12 protein-coding genes, 2 tRNA genes and 3 rRNA genes are annotated in these 19,642 nt (G+C 41.3%); 12 read left to right on the forward strand and 5 right to left on the reverse strand.

The window, feature by feature from the left end; all coding sequences use genetic code 11:
• Nucleotides 1-17: 17 nt before the first annotated feature.
• Complete coding sequence (locus tag NYP54_RS08055; protein ID WP_283156077.1) at nucleotides 18-1,346, forward strand: aminotransferase class I/II-fold pyridoxal phosphate-dependent enzyme; 1,329 nt, start codon at nucleotides 18-20, stop codon at nucleotides 1,344-1,346.
• On the opposite strand, the gene NYP54_RS08060 is transcribed toward NYP54_RS08055, so the two are convergent.
• Entirely contained in the window at nucleotides 1,343-2,602 is a 1,260-nt protein-coding gene (locus tag NYP54_RS08060; RefSeq protein ID WP_283156078.1) for an MFS transporter, read from the reverse strand. The two genes, NYP54_RS08055 and NYP54_RS08060, sit on opposite strands and share 4 nt — an antisense overlap.
• A 402-nt stretch (nucleotides 2,603-3,004) precedes the next feature.
• Between NYP54_RS08060 and NYP54_RS08065 the strand changes: the two genes are divergently transcribed.
• The 6 genes from NYP54_RS08065 (at nucleotide 3,005) to NYP54_RS08090 (ending at nucleotide 9,546) form a co-directional block, all read left to right on the forward strand.
• A 16S ribosomal RNA gene (locus NYP54_RS08065) occupies nucleotides 3,005-4,658 on the forward strand.
• Between the two features lie 79 nt (nucleotides 4,659-4,737).
• Nucleotides 4,738-4,814: transfer RNA gene (locus NYP54_RS08070), tRNA-Ile, on the forward strand.
• 140 nt (nucleotides 4,815-4,954) lie between these two features.
• Nucleotides 4,955-5,030 (forward strand) — tRNA-Ala (locus NYP54_RS08075).
• 224 nt (nucleotides 5,031-5,254) lie between these two features.
• Nucleotides 5,255-8,571: ribosomal RNA gene (locus tag NYP54_RS08080) — 23S ribosomal RNA — on the forward strand.
• 46 nt (nucleotides 8,572-8,617) lie between these two features.
• A 5S ribosomal RNA gene (rrf, locus tag NYP54_RS08085) occupies nucleotides 8,618-8,732 on the forward strand.
• Together the 16S, 23S and 5S rRNA genes with 2 tRNA genes alongside form the textbook arrangement of a ribosomal RNA operon.
• 466 nt (nucleotides 8,733-9,198) lie before the next feature.
• On the forward strand, nucleotides 9,199-9,546 hold the full coding sequence (locus NYP54_RS08090; RefSeq protein WP_283156079.1) for a hypothetical protein: 348 nt from the start codon (nucleotides 9,199-9,201) through the stop codon (nucleotides 9,544-9,546).
• Here the strand turns inward: NYP54_RS08090 and NYP54_RS08095 are convergent.
• Nucleotides 9,464-10,192, reverse strand: a complete 729-nt coding sequence (locus tag NYP54_RS08095; RefSeq protein ID WP_283156080.1) for an outer membrane beta-barrel protein — start codon at nucleotides 10,190-10,192, stop codon at nucleotides 9,464-9,466. The two genes, NYP54_RS08090 and NYP54_RS08095, sit on opposite strands and share 83 nt — an antisense overlap.
• Nucleotides 10,193-10,349: 157 nt before the next feature.
• Here NYP54_RS08095 and NYP54_RS08100 point away from each other — a divergent pair, with 157 nt between their 5' ends.
• Nucleotides 10,350-11,597 carry an MFS transporter gene (locus tag NYP54_RS08100; RefSeq protein WP_283156081.1) on the forward strand — a complete coding sequence of 416 codons (1,248 nt, stop codon included), beginning with the start codon at nucleotides 10,350-10,352 and terminating at the stop codon, nucleotides 11,595-11,597.
• Nucleotides 11,598-11,606: 9 nt separating this feature from the next.
• Here NYP54_RS08100 and NYP54_RS08105 read toward each other — a convergent pair whose 3' ends face one another.
• The 3 genes from NYP54_RS08105 to NYP54_RS08115 all read right to left on the reverse strand — a co-directional run bounded on the left by NYP54_RS08105 (nucleotide 11,607) and on the right by NYP54_RS08115 (nucleotide 15,246).
• Entirely contained in the window at nucleotides 11,607-11,912 is a 306-nt protein-coding gene (locus NYP54_RS08105) for a hypothetical protein (RefSeq protein WP_283156082.1), read from the reverse strand.
• A 73-nt stretch (nucleotides 11,913-11,985) separates the two neighbouring features.
• Nucleotides 11,986-13,533 (reverse strand): APC family permease, encoded by a 1,548-nt coding sequence (locus NYP54_RS08110; protein WP_117003862.1) that lies wholly within the window; start codon nucleotides 13,531-13,533, stop codon nucleotides 11,986-11,988.
• Nucleotides 13,534-13,719: 186 nt separating this feature from the next.
• On the reverse strand, nucleotides 13,720-15,246 hold the full coding sequence (locus NYP54_RS08115) for an APC family permease (RefSeq protein WP_283156083.1): 1,527 nt from the start codon (nucleotides 15,244-15,246) through the stop codon (nucleotides 13,720-13,722).
• Between the two features lie 215 nt (nucleotides 15,247-15,461).
• Here NYP54_RS08115 and NYP54_RS08120 point away from each other — a divergent pair, with 215 nt between their 5' ends.
• The 4 genes from NYP54_RS08120 to NYP54_RS08135 all read left to right on the forward strand — a co-directional run bounded on the left by NYP54_RS08120 (nucleotide 15,462) and on the right by NYP54_RS08135 (nucleotide 19,642).
• Complete coding sequence (locus NYP54_RS08120) at nucleotides 15,462-15,893, forward strand: nuclear transport factor 2 family protein (protein ID WP_283156084.1); 432 nt, start codon at nucleotides 15,462-15,464, stop codon at nucleotides 15,891-15,893.
• A gap of 89 nt (nucleotides 15,894-15,982) precedes the next feature.
• Nucleotides 15,983-18,199 (forward strand): bifunctional 23S rRNA (guanine(2069)-N(7))-methyltransferase RlmK/23S rRNA (guanine(2445)-N(2))-methyltransferase RlmL, encoded by a 2,217-nt coding sequence (rlmKL, locus tag NYP54_RS08125; protein ID WP_283156085.1) that lies wholly within the window; start codon nucleotides 15,983-15,985, stop codon nucleotides 18,197-18,199.
• A gap of 72 nt (nucleotides 18,200-18,271) precedes the next feature.
• A complete protein-coding gene (glsA, locus tag NYP54_RS08130; protein WP_283156086.1) occupies nucleotides 18,272-19,261 on the forward strand; it encodes a glutaminase A in 990 nt (329 codons plus the stop codon).
• 60 nt (nucleotides 19,262-19,321) lie between these two features.
• Nucleotides 19,322-19,642, forward strand: a complete 321-nt coding sequence (locus NYP54_RS08135) for a DUF4404 family protein (RefSeq protein ID WP_283156087.1) — start codon at nucleotides 19,322-19,324, stop codon at nucleotides 19,640-19,642.

The following is a 19,642-nucleotide window of genomic DNA, read 5'->3' on the forward strand; positions in this document are numbered from 1 at the left end:
TATAAGGAGATCAGTTTGTGGATAGGGATAAAATAGCCGCGCTTATCAACGCACGAGAGAAAGCCTATAAAACAATTTCAACCAAGTCATTTGATACGATTGCTACGCATGGTATCTATGATTTACATGAAGCGATGTTAAATCAAGGATCAATTATTGAGCCGGTTTATATGACCACAGCGCAGGCATTTTCCAGTGCTGACGAGTTACAAAAAGCGCTAGCCTATGAAATTCCAAGTTGGGCATATTCACGCATTCATAACCCAAGTGTTTATTATTTAGAATCAACGCTTGCTTTATTAGAGTCCTATCAAACATCACAAGAGGCTTCTTGTTGTGTGATGAGCTCAGGGATGGCAGCTATTACGGCAGTGGCGGATGCATTGCTGGCAAATGCAAAAAACGCCAATTTTGTTGCATGCTCCCAAGTATATGGTGGAACATTTCAACAATTTAGCGTACGTCAGCTTGAAAAGGGGCGCGAGGTTCGTTGGCTGGCAGCATCTTCGGCACTTGATATATGGCAGGCGGAAATTGATGAGCAAACACGTTTTATCTATATTGAAATTCCCTCAAATCCCGGTTTGACCATTTGCGATATTAAATCTTTAGCCAATCTTGCCCAAAGTCATGATATCCCATTAATTGTTGATGCAACTTTGGCAACACCTGCCTTGTTGAGACCTTTACAATATGGTGCTGATATTGTCATTCACTCGCTGTCAAAAATCATGAGTGCTTCTGGAATGGTGATAGGAGGTGCAGTTATTAGTCGAGCGAGTATGCGCGGAGCTTATTTGCTTGATGAGATGAAAAAAGATTTTGCATCATATCTTAAGCTATTACCAAATCGTGATAACGGTGCGTGTTTATCAGCAATGAGTGCGTTTCTTACTTTGTCGGAACTGCGCACTTTGCGTATGCGTGTAGATCAACTGTCGCAAACAGCACTTACGGTGGCGAATTTTTTAAATGATCATAAGATGGTTGAAAAGGTGATTTATCCAGGACTTAAAGATCACCCGCAGCATGATTTAGCGCGATCTTATTTCACCTTAGTTGATGCAGACAAAGGCGTAAATCGTTATGGGCACTTATTATCCTTTTTAGTTAAGGGTGATTTGGAGAAAACTAAATCAGTATTAAGCCGCTTGCAAATGATTTTTAGAGCAACGGACTTAGGACGCATTAAATCAGTGGCAACGATTCCGGCAATATCAACGCATCAACAGCAAGGAGAGTCTGGACGTGATATTGCTGATATTCCAGTAAACCTTATTCGATTAAGTGTGGGCGGAGAGCATCCACAGGATATTATTGATGATCTTGCGCAAGCGCTTAGTTAATTAACGCTCACTGGATAACTCAATTGCTTTTTCAAATGTTTAATGCGTCCAATGAGCAATAGTCCAATACCGCCAAGAAAGAGTAATCCCATAATGAGAATGCTTAAACCGTATACTGGATGAATGTGTACAAGTGATAGTGCTACAAGAGGGGCGGCACCACTGATGCCATTGCCAATGCTATAGGAAAGTGCGCATCCTGTTGTTTGCCATTGGCTATCAAATGCTTCAGCAAACAATGGTGAGATAGCACCTTGAATGGCTGCCATCAGCAGAGTCAAGATGGTGATTGCCAAAAACACCCATGTAGGAGACTTTGTTTGAATCAAATAAATTAATGGAATGGTCAAAAGGAAAAACAAAATTGCAGCGATATAAAAAAGCCGCTTAGCGCCAATTTTATCGGCATGTTGTCCAAAGATAGGATAAAAGATACAGGCTAATACTAAGGTAAGGCTATTAATTAAAAAGGCGGTTTGTTCAGAGATATTAAGCTCAGTAATTTGATAATTCACTAAATAGGTAAAGACAATATAATACAGTGATGCTGCCATGGTTGTGAGAAGGCTCACAGCAATTACGGCTTTGTATTGACTGGCAAGCCAGATAAAAACATTTTGCCGTGCATTTTTAGTCTTATTAATGCTTGGGTAGCTCTCATTGCGATTAAGATAAAGATAAATAAGAAATAAGATGCCACTTAATGCAAAAGGAATGCGCCAAATCCACTGTGTATCATGATGTGAAAAAACGCTAGAGGCAAAAAAACCAACAATGGAGGCAAGAAGAAAGCCTAATGATGATATGGAGAATACCATGCCAACTGCGAAGCCCTTATCACTGTGATGATCTTTTACAGATAGTGAGATAAGACCTGGGAATTGTCCGCCAACGGATAAACCTTGAATGATGCGCAAGACAATTAATAATATCGGTGCCCAAACACCAATCATTTGATAATCAGGCAATAGCGCAACTAGAAAGGTTGAAATACCCATCGCAATAACACAGAAATTAATCATGATCTTGGGGTGGTAATAATCACTTAGCCAGCCAATCAAAAATCCACCTAGGGGGCGAACGAGAGAACCCAGAAAAAATGTGGTAAACGTTAATAGCAAGCTGACATAAGGATCATGACTTGGAAAGAAATCTTTTGCTATATAAACAGCAAAGTAGATATATAAAGAGAAATCATACCACTCGATAATGTTGCCAAAGGAAAGGCGGGCGAAGCTAATAAGTGATTTTTTCATCGTGAAATTTAAGGTTTTTGCTATCCAGTTCTTTTCAAGGGTGTCATAGATTGAGAGTAAAACCAAGGTAATATTAGGAATAAATCTATATAAGATATACTAAAGGTTCTTTTGCATGGTCGCAAATCAATCAATTTGACGGGTTTTTAGAACGTGTTTCAACCAAAACCAAATAAAAAGCTGTAAAAGTTAAAAAAGATGAAAAAAGGGGTTGCGGGGTGAGAATTGGTGTGTATAATGGCACCTCGTTCTCAGCGAGAATGTTCGCGAGAAACGCCTTGGTAGCAAGGTTTGAGAGATGTTTAAAGAGATATAAAATGTAGATACTTAAATACTTTGAGCAAAAATTTTTGCGGATTGTTAATTCTTGTTTTAGGACGGGAATTGATGATCTAAGGATTTAAACTGAAGAGTTTGATCCTGGCTCAGATTGAACGCTGGTGGTATGCTTAACACATGCAAGTCGAACGGGTTCGGAAGACAGAATACAGATGACAGAGTACAGATGGTTGAATGCAGCAAGCTGCATGGATTATTTTAAATTTAGATGTTTAAATTAATTTATCGCATAGGCGATTCGACTACTGTCTTCAGTCTTCTGTTATCTGTCTTCTGGCTAGTGGCGGACGGGTGAGTAACGCGTAGGAATCTGCCGTACAGTGGGGGACAACAGTTGGAAACGACTGCTAATACCGCATGATACCTTCGGGTCAAAGGTTGCTTAGGCAGTCGCTGTACGATGAGCCTGCGTTGGATTAGCTAGTTGGTGAGGTAAAGGCTCACCAAGGCGATGATCCATAGCTGTTCTGAGAGGAAGATCAGCCACACTGGGACTGAGACACGGCCCAGACTCCTACGGGAGGCAGCAGTGGGGAATATTGGACAATGGGGGCAACCCTGATCCAGCAATACCACGTGTGTGAAGAAGGCCTTAGGGTTGTAAAGCACTTTAGTTAGGGAGGAAGGTTATCAGGTTAAGAGCTAGATAATTTGACGTTACCTAAAGAATAAGCACCGGCTAACTCCGTGCCAGCAGCCGCGGTAATACGGAGGGTGCGAGCGTTAATCGGAATTACTGGGCGTAAAGGGTTCGTAGGTGGTTAGATAAGTCAGATGTGAAAGCCCTGGGCTCAACCTGGGAACTGCATTTGATACTGTTTAACTAGAGTTTACTAGAGGATTGGGGAATTTCCGGTGTAGCGGTGAAATGCGTAGAGATCGGAAGGAACATCAATGGCGAAGGCAACAATCTGGGGTTAAACTGACACTGAGGGACGAAAGCGTGGGTAGCAAACAGGATTAGATACCCTGGTAGTCCACGCTGTAAACGATGAGTACTAGCTGTTGGGTCTGGTGTAAAAGACTTAGTGGCGCAGCTAACGCGATAAGTACTCCGCCTGGGGACTACGGCCGCAAGGTTAAAACTCAAAGGAATTGACGGGGACCCGCACAAGCGGTGGAGCATGTGGTTTAATTCGATGCAACGCGAAGAACCTTACCTGCCCTTGACATCCATAGAAGATCTGAGAGATTGGATTGTGCCTTCGGGAACTATGAGACAGGTGCTGCATGGCTGTCGTCAGCTCGTGTTGTGAAATGTTGGGTTAAGTCCCGCAACGAGCGCAACCCTTATTTTTAGTTGCCATCATTAAGTTGGGCACTCTAGAGAGACTGCCGCTGATAAGGCGGAGGAAGGTGGGGACGACGTCAAGTCATCATGGCCCTTACGGGCAGGGCTACACACGTGCTACAATGGGCATTACAGAGGGAAGCGAAGCTGCGAGGTGGAGCGAAACTCAGAAAGGTGTTCGTAGTCCGGATTGCTCTCTGCAACTCGAGAGCATGAAGTCGGAATCGCTAGTAATCGCGGATCAGAATGCCGCGGTGAATACGTTCCCGGGTCTTGTACACACCGCCCGTCACACCATGGGAGTGGGTTGCAAAAGAAGTAGATAGTCTAACCGTAAGGAGGACGTTTACCACTTTGTGATTCATGACTGGGGTGAAGTCGTAACAAGGTAGCCGTAGGGGAACCTGCGGCTGGATCACCTCCTTAAAGGTACTTAGGTACAAAGATATTAAGAGAATAGCAAGAAGTGTTTAAGTGTTTACAATTGATGTTTTTTCAGTAGATTGGGTCTGTAGCTCAGCTGGTTAGAGCGCACCCCTGATAAGGGTGAGGTCGGTAGTTCAAGTCTACTCAGACCCACCAATTCAGAAGACAGAGAACAGAAGGCAGAAGACAGAAGACAGAATTTGGATCAAGCAAACTTGATGGATTTATTTTAAATAGATCATCGCGAAGCGATACGATTATCTGTCCTCAGTCATCAGTCTTCAGTTTTCAGAAAAGGGGCCATAGCTCAGCTGGGAGAGCGCCTGCTTTGCACGCAGGAGGTCAGGAGTTCGATCCTCCTTGGCTCCACCATCTACGCATCGATATTTAATTAAGGTTCAAAGAATGCTTTGATTTGATTTAACTTAATTTTAATTATTATATTGTGCTAAAGAGATTTATCTGATCAAGGCGCGAGAAGAATGAAAGCAAGAGTTTATAAAAATAAATGATTGCTTGAATGATTTGAAGCAACGCAGGTCAGGTGAATGTCTTGAGCACAAGAAGAGATCTTTAACAATTTATTATAGAGTAATGACCAAGAGAATAAGCGCAAACGGCGGATGCCTTGGCAGTCAGAGGCGATGAAAGACGTGATAGCCTGCGAAAAGCTTCGGGGAGTTGGCAAATAAACATTGATCCGGAGATGTCTGAATGGGGAAACCCAGTTATCTTTGATAACTATCTTAACTTAGGTTAAGAGGCGAACGTGGGGAACTGAAACATCTAAGTACCCACAGGAAAAGAAATCAACCGAGATTCCCTCAGTAGCGGCGAGCGAACGGGGAAGAGCCTGGCATATTTTAGCACATAGATTAGTTGAACATTCTGGGAAGGATGGCCATAGCAGGTGATAGCCCTGTAGACGAAAATTTATGAGTGGAACTAGGTATGCGAATAAGTAGGGCGGGACACGTGAAATCCTGTTTGAAGATGGGGGGACCATCCTCCAAGGCTAAATACTACTGACTGACCGATAGTGAACCAGTACCGTGAGGGAAAGGCGAAAAGAACCCCGATAAGGGGAGTGAAATAGAACCTGAAACCGTTTGCGTACAAGCAGTGGGAGCATGTATAGACATGTGACTGCGTACCTTTTGTATAATGGGTCAGCGAGTTACTTTTAGTGGCGAGGATAACTGAATAAGGGATCCGTAGCGAAAGCGAGTTTTAATAGAGCGATTAGTCGCTAGGAGTAGACCCGAAACCGACGCGATCTATCCATGACCAGGTTGAAGGTTGGGTAACACCAACTGGAGGACCGAACCCGGTAATGTTGCAAAATTATGGGATGAGTTGTGGATCGGAGTGAAAGGCTAATCAAGCGCGGAGATAGCTGGTTCTCCCCGAAAACTATTTAGGTAGTGCCTTGTGAATAACTCGTTGGGGTAAAGCACTGTTTCGACTAGGGGGGTTTTGCGACCTTACCGACTCGATGCAAACTTAGAATACGACGAAGTTTAATCACAGGAGACACACGGCGGGTGCTAAGGTCCGTCGTGGAGAGGGAAAGAGCCCAGACCGCCAGCTAAGGTCCCCAAGTTATCGCTAAGTGGTAAACGATGTGAGAAGGCATAGACAGCCAGGAGGTTGGCTTAGAAGCAGCCACCCTTTAAAGAAAGCGTAATAGCTCACTGGTCGAGTCGGCTTGCGCGAAAGATTTAACGGGGCTAAGCGATACACCGAAGCTGCGGATTCAGAGGACAGAAAACAGAAGACAGAGGACAGAATAATGAAATCTATAGAAAAGTTTGAAGACTTAATGGTTTTTCAGAAAGCATATAAAGTTTCATTGGAAATACATAAGTTAAGCTTGGAGATGCCGAAAGTTGAGCAATATGCTCTGGCGGATCAAGTAAGGCGAGCGAGCAAGTCAATTTGCGCAAATATTGCGGAAGGATTTGGTAAGCAAAGTATATCCAAGGTTGATTTTAAACGCTATTTGGCAATAGCGATTGGATCGGCTGAAGAGATGCGAGTATGGATAAGATATTGTTACGATCTGGATTATATTACTAAGTCTGATTGGGAAAGATTTAGCGATGAGTATCGAGATATAGCAAAGATGTTAAGTGGTCTTCATAAGAAGTGGATGTAGTTTTGATTTATCTGTTTTCAGTCATCTGTCATCTGTCCTCTGAGTGGTAGGGGAGCGTTCTGTAAGTTGAAGAAGGTGAATTGAGAAGTTTGCTGGAGATATCAGAAGTGCGAATGCTGACATGAGTAACGATAAATAAGTGAGATTCTTATTGGCCGAAAACCCAAGGTTTCCTACGCAATGTTAATCAACGTAGGGTAAGTCGGCCCCTAAGGCGAATCCGAAGGGAGTAGTCGATGGGAAACAGGTTAATATTCCTGTACCGATTGTAATTGCGATGGAGAGACGGAGAAAGCTAGGTCTGCCCGGCGGATGGTTGTCCGGGTGAAAGCGTGTAGGTAGTATGTTTAGGTAAATCCGGACATATGTTGATCTGAGGCGTGAGACGAAGTCGAGCTTGCTTGACGAAGAGATTGATGCTCTGCTTCCAGGAAAACCTTCTAAGCATAGATTATGATTGACCGTACTGTAAACCGACACTGGTGGGTGGGTAGAGAATACCAAGGCGATGAGAGAACCCAGGTGAAGGAACTAGGCAAAATGACACCGTAACTTCGGGAGAAGGTGTGCCCCATTAGGGTGAAGGACGCACGTCTGGAGCTTGAAGGGGTTGCAGATACCAGGTGGCTGCGACTGTTTACTAAAAACACAGCACTCTGCGAACTCGAAAGAGGAAGTATAGGGTGTGACGCCTGCCCGGTGCCGGAAGGTTAATTGAAGGGGTTAGCGCAAGCGAAGCTCTGGATCGAAGCCCCGGTAAACGGCGGCCGTAACTATAACGGTCCTAAGGTAGCGAAATTCCTTGTCGGGTAAGTTCCGACCTGCACGAATGGCGTAACGATGGCCACACTGTCTCCATCTGGGACTCAGTGAAATTGAAATCGCAGTGAAGATGCTGCGTACCCGCGGTTAGACGGAAAGACCCCGTGAACCTTTACTATAGCTTTGCACTGGACTTTGAAAATATTTGTGTAGGATAGGTGGGAGACTGTGAGATCAGGGCGCTAGTTCTGAAGGAGTCGCCGTTGAAATACCACCCTGATATTTTTGGAGTTCTAACTCAGGCTTAAGCCGAGGACAGTGTATGGTGGGTAGTTTGACTGGGGCGGTCTCCTCCCAAAGAGTAACGGAGGAGTACGAAGGTGCACTCGGTGCGGTCGGAAATCGCACCAAGAGTATAAAGGCAAAAGTGCGCTTGACTGAGAGAGTGACGGCTCGATCAGGTACGAAAGTAGGTCTTAGTGATCCGGTGGTTCTGAATGGAAGGGCCATCGCTCAACGGATAAAAGGTACTCCGGGGATAACAGGCTGATTCCTCCCAAGAGTTCATATCGACGGAGGAGTTTGGCACCTCGATGTCGGCTCATCACATCCTGGGGCTGAAGCAGGTCCCAAGGGTATGGCTGTTCGCCATTTAAAGTGGTACGCGAGCTGGGTTTAGAACGTCGTGAGACAGTTCGGTCCCTATCTGCCGTGGGCGTAGGAGATTTGAGAGGGTTTGTTCCTAGTACGAGAGGACCGGAATGAACGAACCGCTGGTGTTTGGGTTGTCTCGCCAGAGGCATTGCCCAGTAGCTACGTTCGGAATGGATAACCGCTGAAAGCATCTAAGCGGGAAGCCAGCCTCAAGATGAGATCTCCCGGGATTAAATCCCCTAGAAGGGTTGTTGAAGACTACGACGTTGATAGGCTGGCTGTAGAAGTGCAGTAATGTATGAAGCTAACCAGTACTAATTGTCCGAGAGACTTGGTTATTACTCTATGATAGATTGTTAGAGGTTTTTAGAGAACCTATAAGTTGCTTGGCGACGATAGCAAATCGGCTCCACCTGATTCCATTCCGAACTCAGAAGTGAAACGATTTAGCGCTGATGATAGTGTGGCATTCGCCATGTGAAAGTAAGACATTGCCAAGCATATTATTCCACCTGAGCTTTTCAAAAATACTTCCTTGTATTTTTATCAAAGCCAGCCATTAGCTTATCCGTAGCAAATGGCGTTCAGCGGCAAATAGCGATGCTATTTGTATTCCCGCTTCACCATTCCGAACTCAGAAGTGAAAACAGTTAGCGTCGATGATAGTGTGGCATTCGCCATGTGAAAGTAGAACATCATCAGGTTTTTTATTTAGAAAGGCACCTAATAGGTGCCTTTTTGCTTTGTGATATATAATTTATACCCAAGTTGGTAAATTTTTGATTATAAAGCATTCAAGTCAAACTTTTTTTTGCAATTTGATGCCTCCTCAAACCCTTATTCCTACGTTCATTTTATGTCAAAATCACTTTTGTAGAGCCATAATATATGTATTTACTATTTCTTATGCTTGTAAACTCTGATAGAGTCAGCTTAATACAAAATATCACTGCATGATTTATGTACATGCGCAAAACAAAAACACGCACCATCGCTGATGTCACCTACTACAGCTATCGTTTAGTTGAAACGATGCGCATGGCAAGCGGCAAAGTGCACCAAATTACACTCTTAAATCTAGGCAGTAGCTATACTGCCATTGATGAGTCAGAGTGGGCATTGTTGACTGATCGCGTTAAAGACTTACTTCATGGCGTTTATGCTCTTTTTGTTTCAGGCAGTAATAATCTATACCGCAACCTTAGACGGTTTAGCAATTGCACAGGATATTTCATTGAATTGATGGCGTGCCGTAAATACGTTGCTTGGCAAGTGCTTCACCCATTGGGAATTGATAGCGTAAGCCAAGACTAAATGTTTGAATAGGTAATGGTTTGGAGTTATCATTATCAATTGTCGCATTACCAAAAGTCCGCAAATAACTTGCTGATAGGCTTAAGCTTCTAGTTAATTGCACATCCATCGCTAAGCGCATGGCAGGTTGAAAGCCCGATAGTGTTCCATCACTGGCAATTGGCGTGCTAAAACCACTTAAATTAGCTTTGTACGTTTGATTTAAAAAGGCAGCTCCTCCTGCGGCTGAAAAGCTTAAACGATTAAATGGCTGATATTTTAAACCCAGTAATATCGGCACATACAGTGAGCGCTCAATCTTAAAACTGCCATGCGCGGTTGCTGATGTTAGTGTGTTAGTAGTGGTGGCACTACTATCGTATAGGGCGCTAGTAAAGCCAATGCCAAGCATAGCTTCTAGTGATAGATCATAACCTAGATCAGCGCCAAGACCTGCAAGCATACTCGCGCTAAATGCGTTGGAGCTTTCGCCGTTGTTGGCTGTTGTATGATTGGGTAGTGAGAATTGACTCCAATCAAGCGAGCTTGGGCTATTGGCATAGCCGCCGTTGACATCAACAAAGCCATAAGACAGTGTTTCATAAGCATAACTACTTACTGAGCTTGCACATAAAGCTAAACTCAATATTGAGATTATTTTCTTCATAGAAATCTTCATTACCTTAGTTTTTCATCATCCTGACTTAAGCTTAGCTTATAACTTTCTAAAAAGAGAGACATCTCAACATAAAATATACTTCTTTTGCCAAAAAATGGCTGTTAATATAACGCCTTATGTCTAAAAAAGAAGAAGCAGAAAATACATGTCGATCAAAAATATCAAAGGCTATGCTTGGATTGTTATTGTTCTTAGCTCATTTTTATTATTTTATAAGTATATTGCATTGGTCTTTCCAAGTTTGATCGCCGGTGATATCAAACTGCATTTTGGTATTAACTCAGCACAAATGGGATTTTTATCGGCGGTTTTTTTGTATTGTGTGTTGTTTATCCAGCCGTTTGCTGGATTGCTTCTTGATCGTTTTGGCTGTCGCAATGTCAGTACCGTATCATTATTGATAAGTGCTTTTGGGATCTTGCTGTTTGCAGCATCTAATCATATTGCTTTTGCGTTTATTGGGCGCTTGATGATGGGGCTTGGTGTTGCTTTTGCCACGGTGAGTTATATGAAGGCTGCAGCGACATGGTTTGATGAAAAAGGTTTCTCTGTTGCCAGTAGTTTATTATTAACTGCGGCAATGGCTGGAGCTGTCGTTGGGCAAGCGCCCTTGTCGGCTTTATTTAATAGTGTTGGTTGGCAAGAGGGTCTATATTACTGTGCCATTATTGGCGTGATTTTTGCGATTGTTTATTGGCTTATTGTACGTGATGACCCAGAAGAGGGGCATGCTAATTTAGCGGAAGAACAAGCAGCGCAAAATGAGCAAAAAAATATTTTAAAGATGATCAAAAAGGTCATCAGTTCACGCAATAATTGGTTACTTATGGCGTATTCTGGATTGGTCTTTACCACGATTGATGCCTTTGGTGGGTTATGGGGTAATAGCTTTTTTGTCCAGAAATATGTGTTAACAACAACACAAGCCAGTTATTTTATTTCGTGTATTTTTATCGGTATGGGTATTGGTGCGCCGATCATGGGGAAATTATCGGTTAAGATCCGCTGTGTGCCGATTATGTTTTGCTGCACACTGATTGGTTTTGTATCTTTGCTGGCTATTTTGTATTTGCATTTAAATACAACGTTGTTAGTTATTGCCTGCCTTGTCTATGGCATCGTAACGAGCTCATTTATGTTGGTCTTTGTCGTTGGACGTAAGGTCAATCCATTGTGGGTGATGGCAACAGCTGTCGCATTGATCAATACCGGAGAGCCAATATTTGGCGGCACATTTGAGGGACTTGTTGGCATGATTTTAGATCATTTGCAACCGGATGTCTTGGGTGCAAACTATAGTGTATCAAGCTATGAAGTGGCCTTTAGTATTCTGCCCGGAAGCATTACCTTGGCATTATTAACCTTATGTTTTGTACGTGAGCGTAAGCACTAAAAAACGCATTTATTGATTCATAAAATCTTGTCGTTGTTGAGAGATCTCTTGCTGTGTTTGCCAAGTGCTAGGCTCATTTTGATTCTTTTGGGATATATTGTTTTGATCATTATTAATGGTGGTGACTAAACCGTATTGCGTATTATAGGTTTGGGTTTTAAAGCCGGCTTTTTGTAAAGCGATCGCTGAGCTGGTTGCCACAACGGTGTTAACCGTGGCATAGGTCATCGCCTTATCAAAGTTTGCATTAGCATAGCCTATACCTGTCATGATAACGGTGAGTCCTGTGATGATAGATGCAATGTATTGACGCATAAATAAACCTTGTCACTTAAGAGTAAGCTCAAGTCTAGTGACTTGATGCTCAGTTGTCTATGCGCTGGAGAAATTACTGGTGATTTCTTTGATTAACCATGGCTATATAAGCCAAAGTATAAGCAATTAAGAATGCTATTAGCGTATATAAATGACCAAATGATTTGATATCAACTAAGTGACTAAATGGCACGCTAATCGCTAAATAAAAGAAGATTGACCAAGAAGAGCAAAGCGATTTCCAGATTTTACTTGCGTCATTTTTGTAGTAACTCAAGGCATAGACAATAAATAAGATAACATGCGCGATCAGTGCCAAAAGTACGGCTTTCATCGATGCTTGTACCATAAGGTAAGAGACGACTAGAAAAATCACATAACTTAAAGACAAACCAAAAGGCACTTTAAATGCGCGTTCTGCTTGAGGTTCTGATTTTCTTAAGCGTGCTAATGCCACAGGAATAGCAACGCATGAGATAAGCTGAAACACGGTGACCATAATCATGATGTTTTGCCAGTTTTTAGAGAAAAACACCATAATTACACCAATGATAAAAACGGTAATTAACGAACGTCTTGATAAATTATACTTGGCAATAATGCGATCAAAGAACGAAGGTAGTTGACCATCTTGTGACATACCAGTGATCATGCGTGAGCTTGAGCCCATATAAAGCGCTCCTGTGCCTGATGGGCTAATGGCTGAATCTGCATATAACACCCAAATCATTGCCACATTTACACCGATTAAACCAAGAAGTTGCGCCAATGGTGAGGAGAAAACTGGCAAGTTTTGCCAGCCATGCTCAAGGTATTTGGTCGGCATCGCACCGATAAAGGCAAACTGCAAAATAAGATAGACAACAAGGCAAATAAGGACACAGCCAACTAATGCTAATGGAATATTACGTTTAGGGTTTTTAAGCTCAGCGCCAAATACCGCAATAAGTCCAAACCCATAAAAAGAGTAGAAAATACCACCAGTAACCACAGTAGCAATTGCGCCACCAACCATGCTACCCATGGATTGATGAAAGCTGCTTAATGAAAAGTTTGCTGCATGAAACTCACCATGCCATCCCGCATAAGCAATGATAATTATGCCAGTTGCAAGTGGGACAATAAGTTTAAATAGCGTAATAATATTGTTCACTTTAGAAAGAAGCTGCAAACCCCAGAAATTGATTAATCCGTAGATAATAATTATTGCAACGACATAGATCTCACCCGTCAGAGATAAATTCTTGCCTGCCATAAGGCCAGGATATACACCGCTAAGATATTGAATAGTTGCAGACGCTTCAGATGGAATTACCAGAATCAGGCCCATTAAACTTGAGATGGCAACGACAAAGCCAAAATCAGTATTCTTATGTGATAGTGTGAGAATGCGTGCGAAAAAGGCGCGCTCTTTGAACATTGTTGCGGTTTCAGCCAGTAGCAGTGCTAGGATTAAGGCTAAGATTGCACCAATAATCCAAGATAAAAATGCCATTGAACCCACGGCTTTTGCCGCATTGTAAGATGCGAAAAGCCAGCCACTGCCAATAATACAACCAACGCCAATGGCGATGGCAGAAAATAAAGCTGGTGATTTTATATTATCTGTATTAACAGCCATAAGAATTCCTCCCCCAAGTGTTTACTTAAAAATACATCATGTTGATGCAATAATTTTCACAGTAAGCCACCGTCTCCCATACGATGGCTTGCCACGGTTTGACTTAAAAATGGTCATATTCTCAATAGCATAAAGCATTTATGTAACCACTTTATGTATTGTTGTGTAATTGCTTGTAAATATTTTTTAATGCTCTTCTGATTTCTGTGCAACAAGCACAAAATAAAACAGTGAGCTTAACATAAGAAATACAATATAAAACGCAGTGTAATTGGCAAAGTGCTTGTAAGTAATGGCAGCAACTAGCTCAAATACCAGGAATAAGAAAATTCCCCATGAGCCAATAATCATCTCCTTGATGAGCTTGTTGTCGTGTGTTTTTATTTTCATGCCAGCATACATTACAAAAAAGGCCAAATGCAGGATCAAAGCTACTGCCAAATTGATAATGCCTGAAATCATTAATAAGTAGCTTAAGAATAAAAAGATCACAAATGAGAATACTTGCGGAAATGGCAAATAGCTTATTGTTAATGGGTCATTTTTATTGGCTTTGAGCTTGCTGTAAGCAATTGGCAAAGCAATACATGAAATCAAAATAAACGTGGTGGTTAACGAAGCAATAAGCTGCCAGTTTCTGAAGAAAATAATTAAAATCAATGAGCAGATAAAAGTAAAAATCAAGCAAATACGCGACATGCCAATTTGTTCGTTAATTTTGCCAAAGACTTTAGGTACTTGACCATGCTTGCCCATCTCATTGAGCATACGCGTGCTCGCACCAGTATAAATAATCCCCGTGCCTGAAGGGCTAATAAAAGCATCAGCATATAGGACAACGGCTAAGGCATTTAAACCAATAAGTCCTGTCAATTGCGCTAATGGTGATTCAAAATTAAGTCCTGCCCAGCCATTATCAAGCATGTGCGGTGGTAGCGCACCGATAAAGGCAATTTGTAAGAGCAAATAGATGCCAAGCACAATGAGTACACTGCTAATTAACGCTATAGGCACATTGCGTTTTGGGTTCTTAAGCTCTGCGGTAAAACTAACTGCCGTTTGGAATCCGAAGAATGAATAAAAAATACCGCAACTGACAATCGCACCAAATATACTACTATTGCCAAAAGGAATAAAACTGGCATTTTGTGCGGTGAAATTACTGCTATGAAATGCAGCAAGCAACATAAGAACAGCAGTGACAATAGGGATAATAATCTTGAGTGTCGTAATGGAGTTGTTAATTTTTGCAAAAAAATGAATACCCCAGTAATTGATTAGTGTATAAATCAACATAAACACACCAACCACACCAACACCAGCTAAGGTTAACGAGCCATTGGCAAATATGTACGGTGTCATTGGTTTATAGATAGATGCTATATACTGCGTGGTTGCCATGGCTTCAGACGGAATGACAATCAAACCTAAAAGCCAGTTTGATATGCCGGTAACGAAACCAAAATGTGGATTATGTGAAATGCTGATTAATCGCGTGAAAAGCCCATTAACGGGATGTTTGATAGCAATTTCTGCCAATAATAATGCCATGATCAGTACGGCAAGTGCGCCGATGATCCATGACAAAATTGAAGCACCACCTGCGGCTTTTGACGCATAGTATGATGCAAACAACCAGCCGCTACCCATCATTGTGCCAATACTAATGGCAATTGCCGAGAACAGCCCCGGCTGATTTAGTTTCTTTTCCATATTCCCTCCCCTGAGATTTGGTTAGAACCTTTTAGATAATATTAGAAAAGTAGTTTTATAACAAGAAATGATGTGACTTAAATTTTGTTTTGATACGGATTGACTGTGTCCGATAGAAGCAACTATTGGTCTTAATCCGCATAAAATACGAATTATGATAAAGATATAATGTGCTTCAGTTAAAACAGGATAAATCAGCATCAAAGGAGACTGTAATGAATAGAAAAACGATTACTCAAACAAGACAAGAACATTGCTCAGATAAGAAAGAGCTATTAGTACGGATATTTAAGATCATTTTTGAAAAAGATGGTTTTGATGAAGCAGATATTCATAAATACTTTCACCCTGATTACACACAGTATGTTGATGGTAAAATACTAAAATTTGATAACTTTATTGCACATATCAAAGCGCTCAAGTCAACGGTAAGTCAGGTGAAAATTCATTTTGAACATTTAATCGTAGAGGGTAATAAAGTTTGTAGTGTACATTATCCTGAAGCTAAGAAAATTAATGGCATGATCATTAAAGCGAAGGTTATTGCAATGTTTGAGTTTAAAGGTGATCAGCTAATACTCTGTGATGAGTTGACGCACTTAATAGAAGGAGATAAAGAAGATGAGGACTTAGGTTCTAGGCATTGATTTAGTAAAAATGCCTCGCAATTAAACACCGCAAAATAATTTATAAGTGGTATAATCGCCAGATTGAATTTTTAGCGATTATTTTTCTAATGGATATTTCACTTACTACTGAGAGTATAGAGCAAACCAAATTATTAAGCTTTTTTGCAAGCTGTGCCAAGGGCATTGAACTGTTACTAAAAGATGAGTTGTTAGCGCTAGGTGTTGATGAAGCGCGTGAGAAGCTTGCAGGTGTTGAGTTTGAAGCCGATCTTGTCACTGCTTATAAGGTGTGTTTATGGTCACGCCTTGCCAATCAGGTGCATCGCAAATTGCATGTCGCTAAGTTTGACAGTGCCGATGCTTTTTATAATGAGCTTTACTCGTTACCTTGGGCAAGTTTTTTTGATGTTAAACAGTCAATTAAAATAGAGCTTTCTGGTAAGCATCAAGTGTTTAATAACACCCAATTTGCCGCACAAAAAGCAAAGGATGCGGTGGTTGACTATTTCCGTGATCAGATGGATGAGCGCCCAAACGTTGATTTAGAGCATCCAGATATTGTTATTAATATTCATTTGCAAAAAGGCATGGCATTTATTTATTTGTCATTGACAGGACAAAGCTTACATCGTCGAGGCTATCGTTTAGCACAAGGTGAGGCACCATTGAAAGAGACTTTAGCTGCCGCACTACTTGTCAAAAGTGGCTGGTTGGATGAGCTTAAAAAAGATCAAGTGAATTTTATTGATCCAATGTGTGGTTCAGGAACGATCTTAATTGAGGCGGCGATGATAGCATATGATATTGCGCCAAATCTTGCGCGCGATACGTTTTGTTTTATGCATTGGCGTGATTTTGATCATAATGCATGGCAAGCGCTAAAGTCAGAAGCCCTAATGCGTAAAAATACGGGCAAAGAGAAAAGCAATATAACTCTAATTGGCTATGACGATGATATGCGCGTATTGGACAAAGCACGCCAGAATATAGCAAGTGCCGATCTTGTTGGTGCAATTGAAGTGTTTGTGCAGGATGTCAGAGATTTAAGTAATGATGCGCACGAAAAAACAGGTTTTATCTTGACCAATTCGCCCTATGGTGAGCGTTTGTACCATGGTCGACCGGAAAAATTGCGTGGATTATTTAGCGGATTTGGCAAGGCATTAATACGTGATTTCAGTGGTTGGAAGGTGTCAATATTCAGTGCGGCAAGTGAATCGGTGAGAGCGCTTGGCTTAAGAGCGATGAAAGTTAATAAGTTCTTCAATGGTGCGCTTGAGACGATGCTTTATCAATTTGAAGTGTCTGACCAGTGGGTGATGCAGCATGAATCTGCGACACAGAAATTAACGCGTCAAGCTAAGAATGCAGTTTTGCAAGATGATGGACATTTGGCATTTAAAAATCGTTTATTAAAGAATTATCAACAAATCCAAAAATGGGCGCAGCAGCAGGAGCTTGAGTGTTATCGTATCTATGATGCGGACTTGCCTGAATACGCGGTGGCAATTGATCTTTATAATACCCATGTGCATGTACAAGAGTATCAAATGGGTAAAACAGTTGATGAAAAACTTGCACAAAAGCGTCTGTTGCAAGCAGTTTATCACATTGCTGAAGTGTTAGAGGTTAGATATGAACATATTCATTTAAAAACACGCCAGCGACAAAAGGGTGATAGTCAATATCAAAGGCAGGCAATAACCGATAAGTTCCATGTAGTTAAAGAACATGATGCTTTGTTTTATGTGAATTTTGACGATTATTTAGATACTGGTCTTTTTTTAGATCACCGTAAAATGCGTCAAATTGTGGCAAAAGCCGCTCAAGGCAAAACGTTATTAAACCTGTTTTCTTATACATGCTCGGCAAGTGTGCATGCGGCATTGATGGGGGCTCAAGTTGTTAGTGTTGATATGTCAAAGACCTATTTAGATTGGGGCAAACGCAATTTTCACTTAAATAAATTAAATGTTGATCAGCATGTATTTATTCAGGCGGATTGCTTTACGTGGCTTAAAGAAGCCGTTAAAGCGCGTAAGCAATTTGATGTGATTTTTCTAGATCCTCCAACATTTTCTAACTCTAAGCGTATGCAAAATGTCTTGGATGTGCAGCGTGATCATGTTGAATTAATCGAGTTGGCTATGCGACTTTTAACAAGAAAAGGCGTGTTATATTTCTCTAATAACTATCGCAAGTTTAAATTTGATGATGGGCTACAAGCAAAGTATGATTGCCAAAATATTGATGATAAATGCTTGTCGCGTGACTTTCTCAGAAGACCAACGATCCATCATTGTTGGCAGATTTCAGCTAAATAAGCGCTATCAAATATCAGATGATAGGTATAGAATAAGCCGTATTTTCAAAGGCTAAAATATAAAATTACAATAATGATTTCTGACGAAAAATTTCAAGAGTTCTGTGCTTATCTAAGCGATATTCATACGAGTTTACAATCTAATCATCAAGGCAAAGTAGCAAGTTATATCCCAGAGCTTAAAAAAGTAGACCCCAATCAGTTTGCCATCTCTGTGTGCACAGTGGATGGTAGAAAATTTAGCATTGGTGACTTTAAATCGCGCTTTTGTATGCAATCGATGGTAAAGCCTGTGTTGTACGCACTGGCACTAGAAGAAAATGGATTAAGTCACGTGCATAAGCATATCGGGCGTGAGCCAAGTGGCAAAAATTTCAATGAGTTAACATTAAACGATGAGGGCTTGCCGCATAATCCGATGATTAATGCCGGAGCGATTATGTCGTGCTCGATGATCAAGCGTAAATCCAATCCAGCAGATCGCTTTAATCATATTATGCAAGCGCTTTATAAGTTGGCAGATAGTCAGAAAATTACGTTCAATAATGCCGTATATAATTCAGAAAAAGAAACAGCAGATCGCAATTATGCCTTGGGTTATTTTATGCGTGAGCATCAAGCTTTTCCGAAAAATACTGATTTGCATCGTACGCTTAATTTATATTTTCAGGCGTGCTCGATTGAGCTTAATAGTGAGATTTTAGCAACAATTGCGGCAAGCTTTGCCAACTCTGGAAGTTGTGCTGTTAACAAGCAAGAAGTCTTTAAACCAGAAACTGTTAAAAACTGTTTGTCATTAATGTATTCATGTGGCATGTATGATTACTCAGGTGAGTGGGCGTTCTCGATTGGACTGCCTGCCAAAAGTGGCGTATCTGGCGGGATTTATGTCGTTGTTCCTGATTTGATGGGGATTGCGATTTACTCACCGCGCTTGGATAAACATGGCAACTCTTTTAAAGCAATTGAAGTATGTAAGCGTCTTGTTGAGCGTTATAGTATTCATAATTACGACAGTATTTTGCGTTGTCAAAATAAAATTAATTTATTCCCAGTAAGTTAATTGTCAAACAGGCGCTTAACACCTAGAATAAAATCAAACTAAAGGCGCTAGGAGCAAGCTATGCCACAAGACACAATCACTAAAATCAAAGAGATTCTTAAAACGTCAGATAAATTAAACTTTGACGATACTGAGCATTTATCCGAGTTGTTAGATCAGTTACAAATTGAACTTAAATCTTTGCCTGAGAGCGAAAAAGCACAAGCACTTGAAATTGCTAACTTGACCAAACAAAAAGTGGAAATGAGTAAGCTGCAAGACCCTAAAGAAGCAGATTTTAGTGATCTTGAACAGGCGATTATTGAGTATGAGGTGAGTCATCCAAGGCTGACACATACCGTGCGCTCTATTTGTAATCTATTATCGAGCATTGGGATTTAA

The organism is Cysteiniphilum sp. QT6929, assembly GCF_030035755.1.
Taxonomy (GTDB): Bacteria; Pseudomonadota; Gammaproteobacteria; order Francisellales; family Francisellaceae; genus Caedibacter; species Caedibacter litoralis.

Coding starts and splice junctions, on each gene's coding strand:
- NYP54_RS08060 (WP_283156078.1), bottom strand. CDS start 2,602: ATGAAAAAATCACTTATTAGCTTCGCCCGCCTTTCCTTTGGCAACATT.
- NYP54_RS08090 (WP_283156079.1), top strand. CDS start 9,199: ATGCGCAAAACAAAAACACGCACCATCGCTGATGTCACCTACTACAGC.
- NYP54_RS08095 (WP_283156080.1), bottom strand. CDS start 10,192: ATGAAGAAAATAATCTCAATATTGAGTTTAGCTTTATGTGCAAGCTCA.
- NYP54_RS08100 (WP_283156081.1), top strand. CDS start 10,350: ATGTCGATCAAAAATATCAAAGGCTATGCTTGGATTGTTATTGTTCTT.
- NYP54_RS08105 (WP_283156082.1), bottom strand. CDS start 11,912: ATGCGTCAATACATTGCATCTATCATCACAGGACTCACCGTTATCATG.
- NYP54_RS08110 (WP_117003862.1), bottom strand. CDS start 13,533: ATGGCTGTTAATACAGATAATATAAAATCACCAGCTTTATTTTCTGCC.
- NYP54_RS08115 (WP_283156083.1), bottom strand. CDS start 15,246: ATGGAAAAGAAACTAAATCAGCCGGGGCTGTTCTCGGCAATTGCCATT.
- NYP54_RS08120 (WP_283156084.1), top strand. CDS start 15,462: ATGAATAGAAAAACGATTACTCAAACAAGACAAGAACATTGCTCAGAT.
- rlmKL (WP_283156085.1), top strand. CDS start 15,983: ATGGATATTTCACTTACTACTGAGAGTATAGAGCAAACCAAATTATTA.
- glsA (WP_283156086.1), top strand. CDS start 18,272: ATGATTTCTGACGAAAAATTTCAAGAGTTCTGTGCTTATCTAAGCGAT.
- NYP54_RS08135 (WP_283156087.1), top strand. CDS start 19,322: ATGCCACAAGACACAATCACTAAAATCAAAGAGATTCTTAAAACGTCA.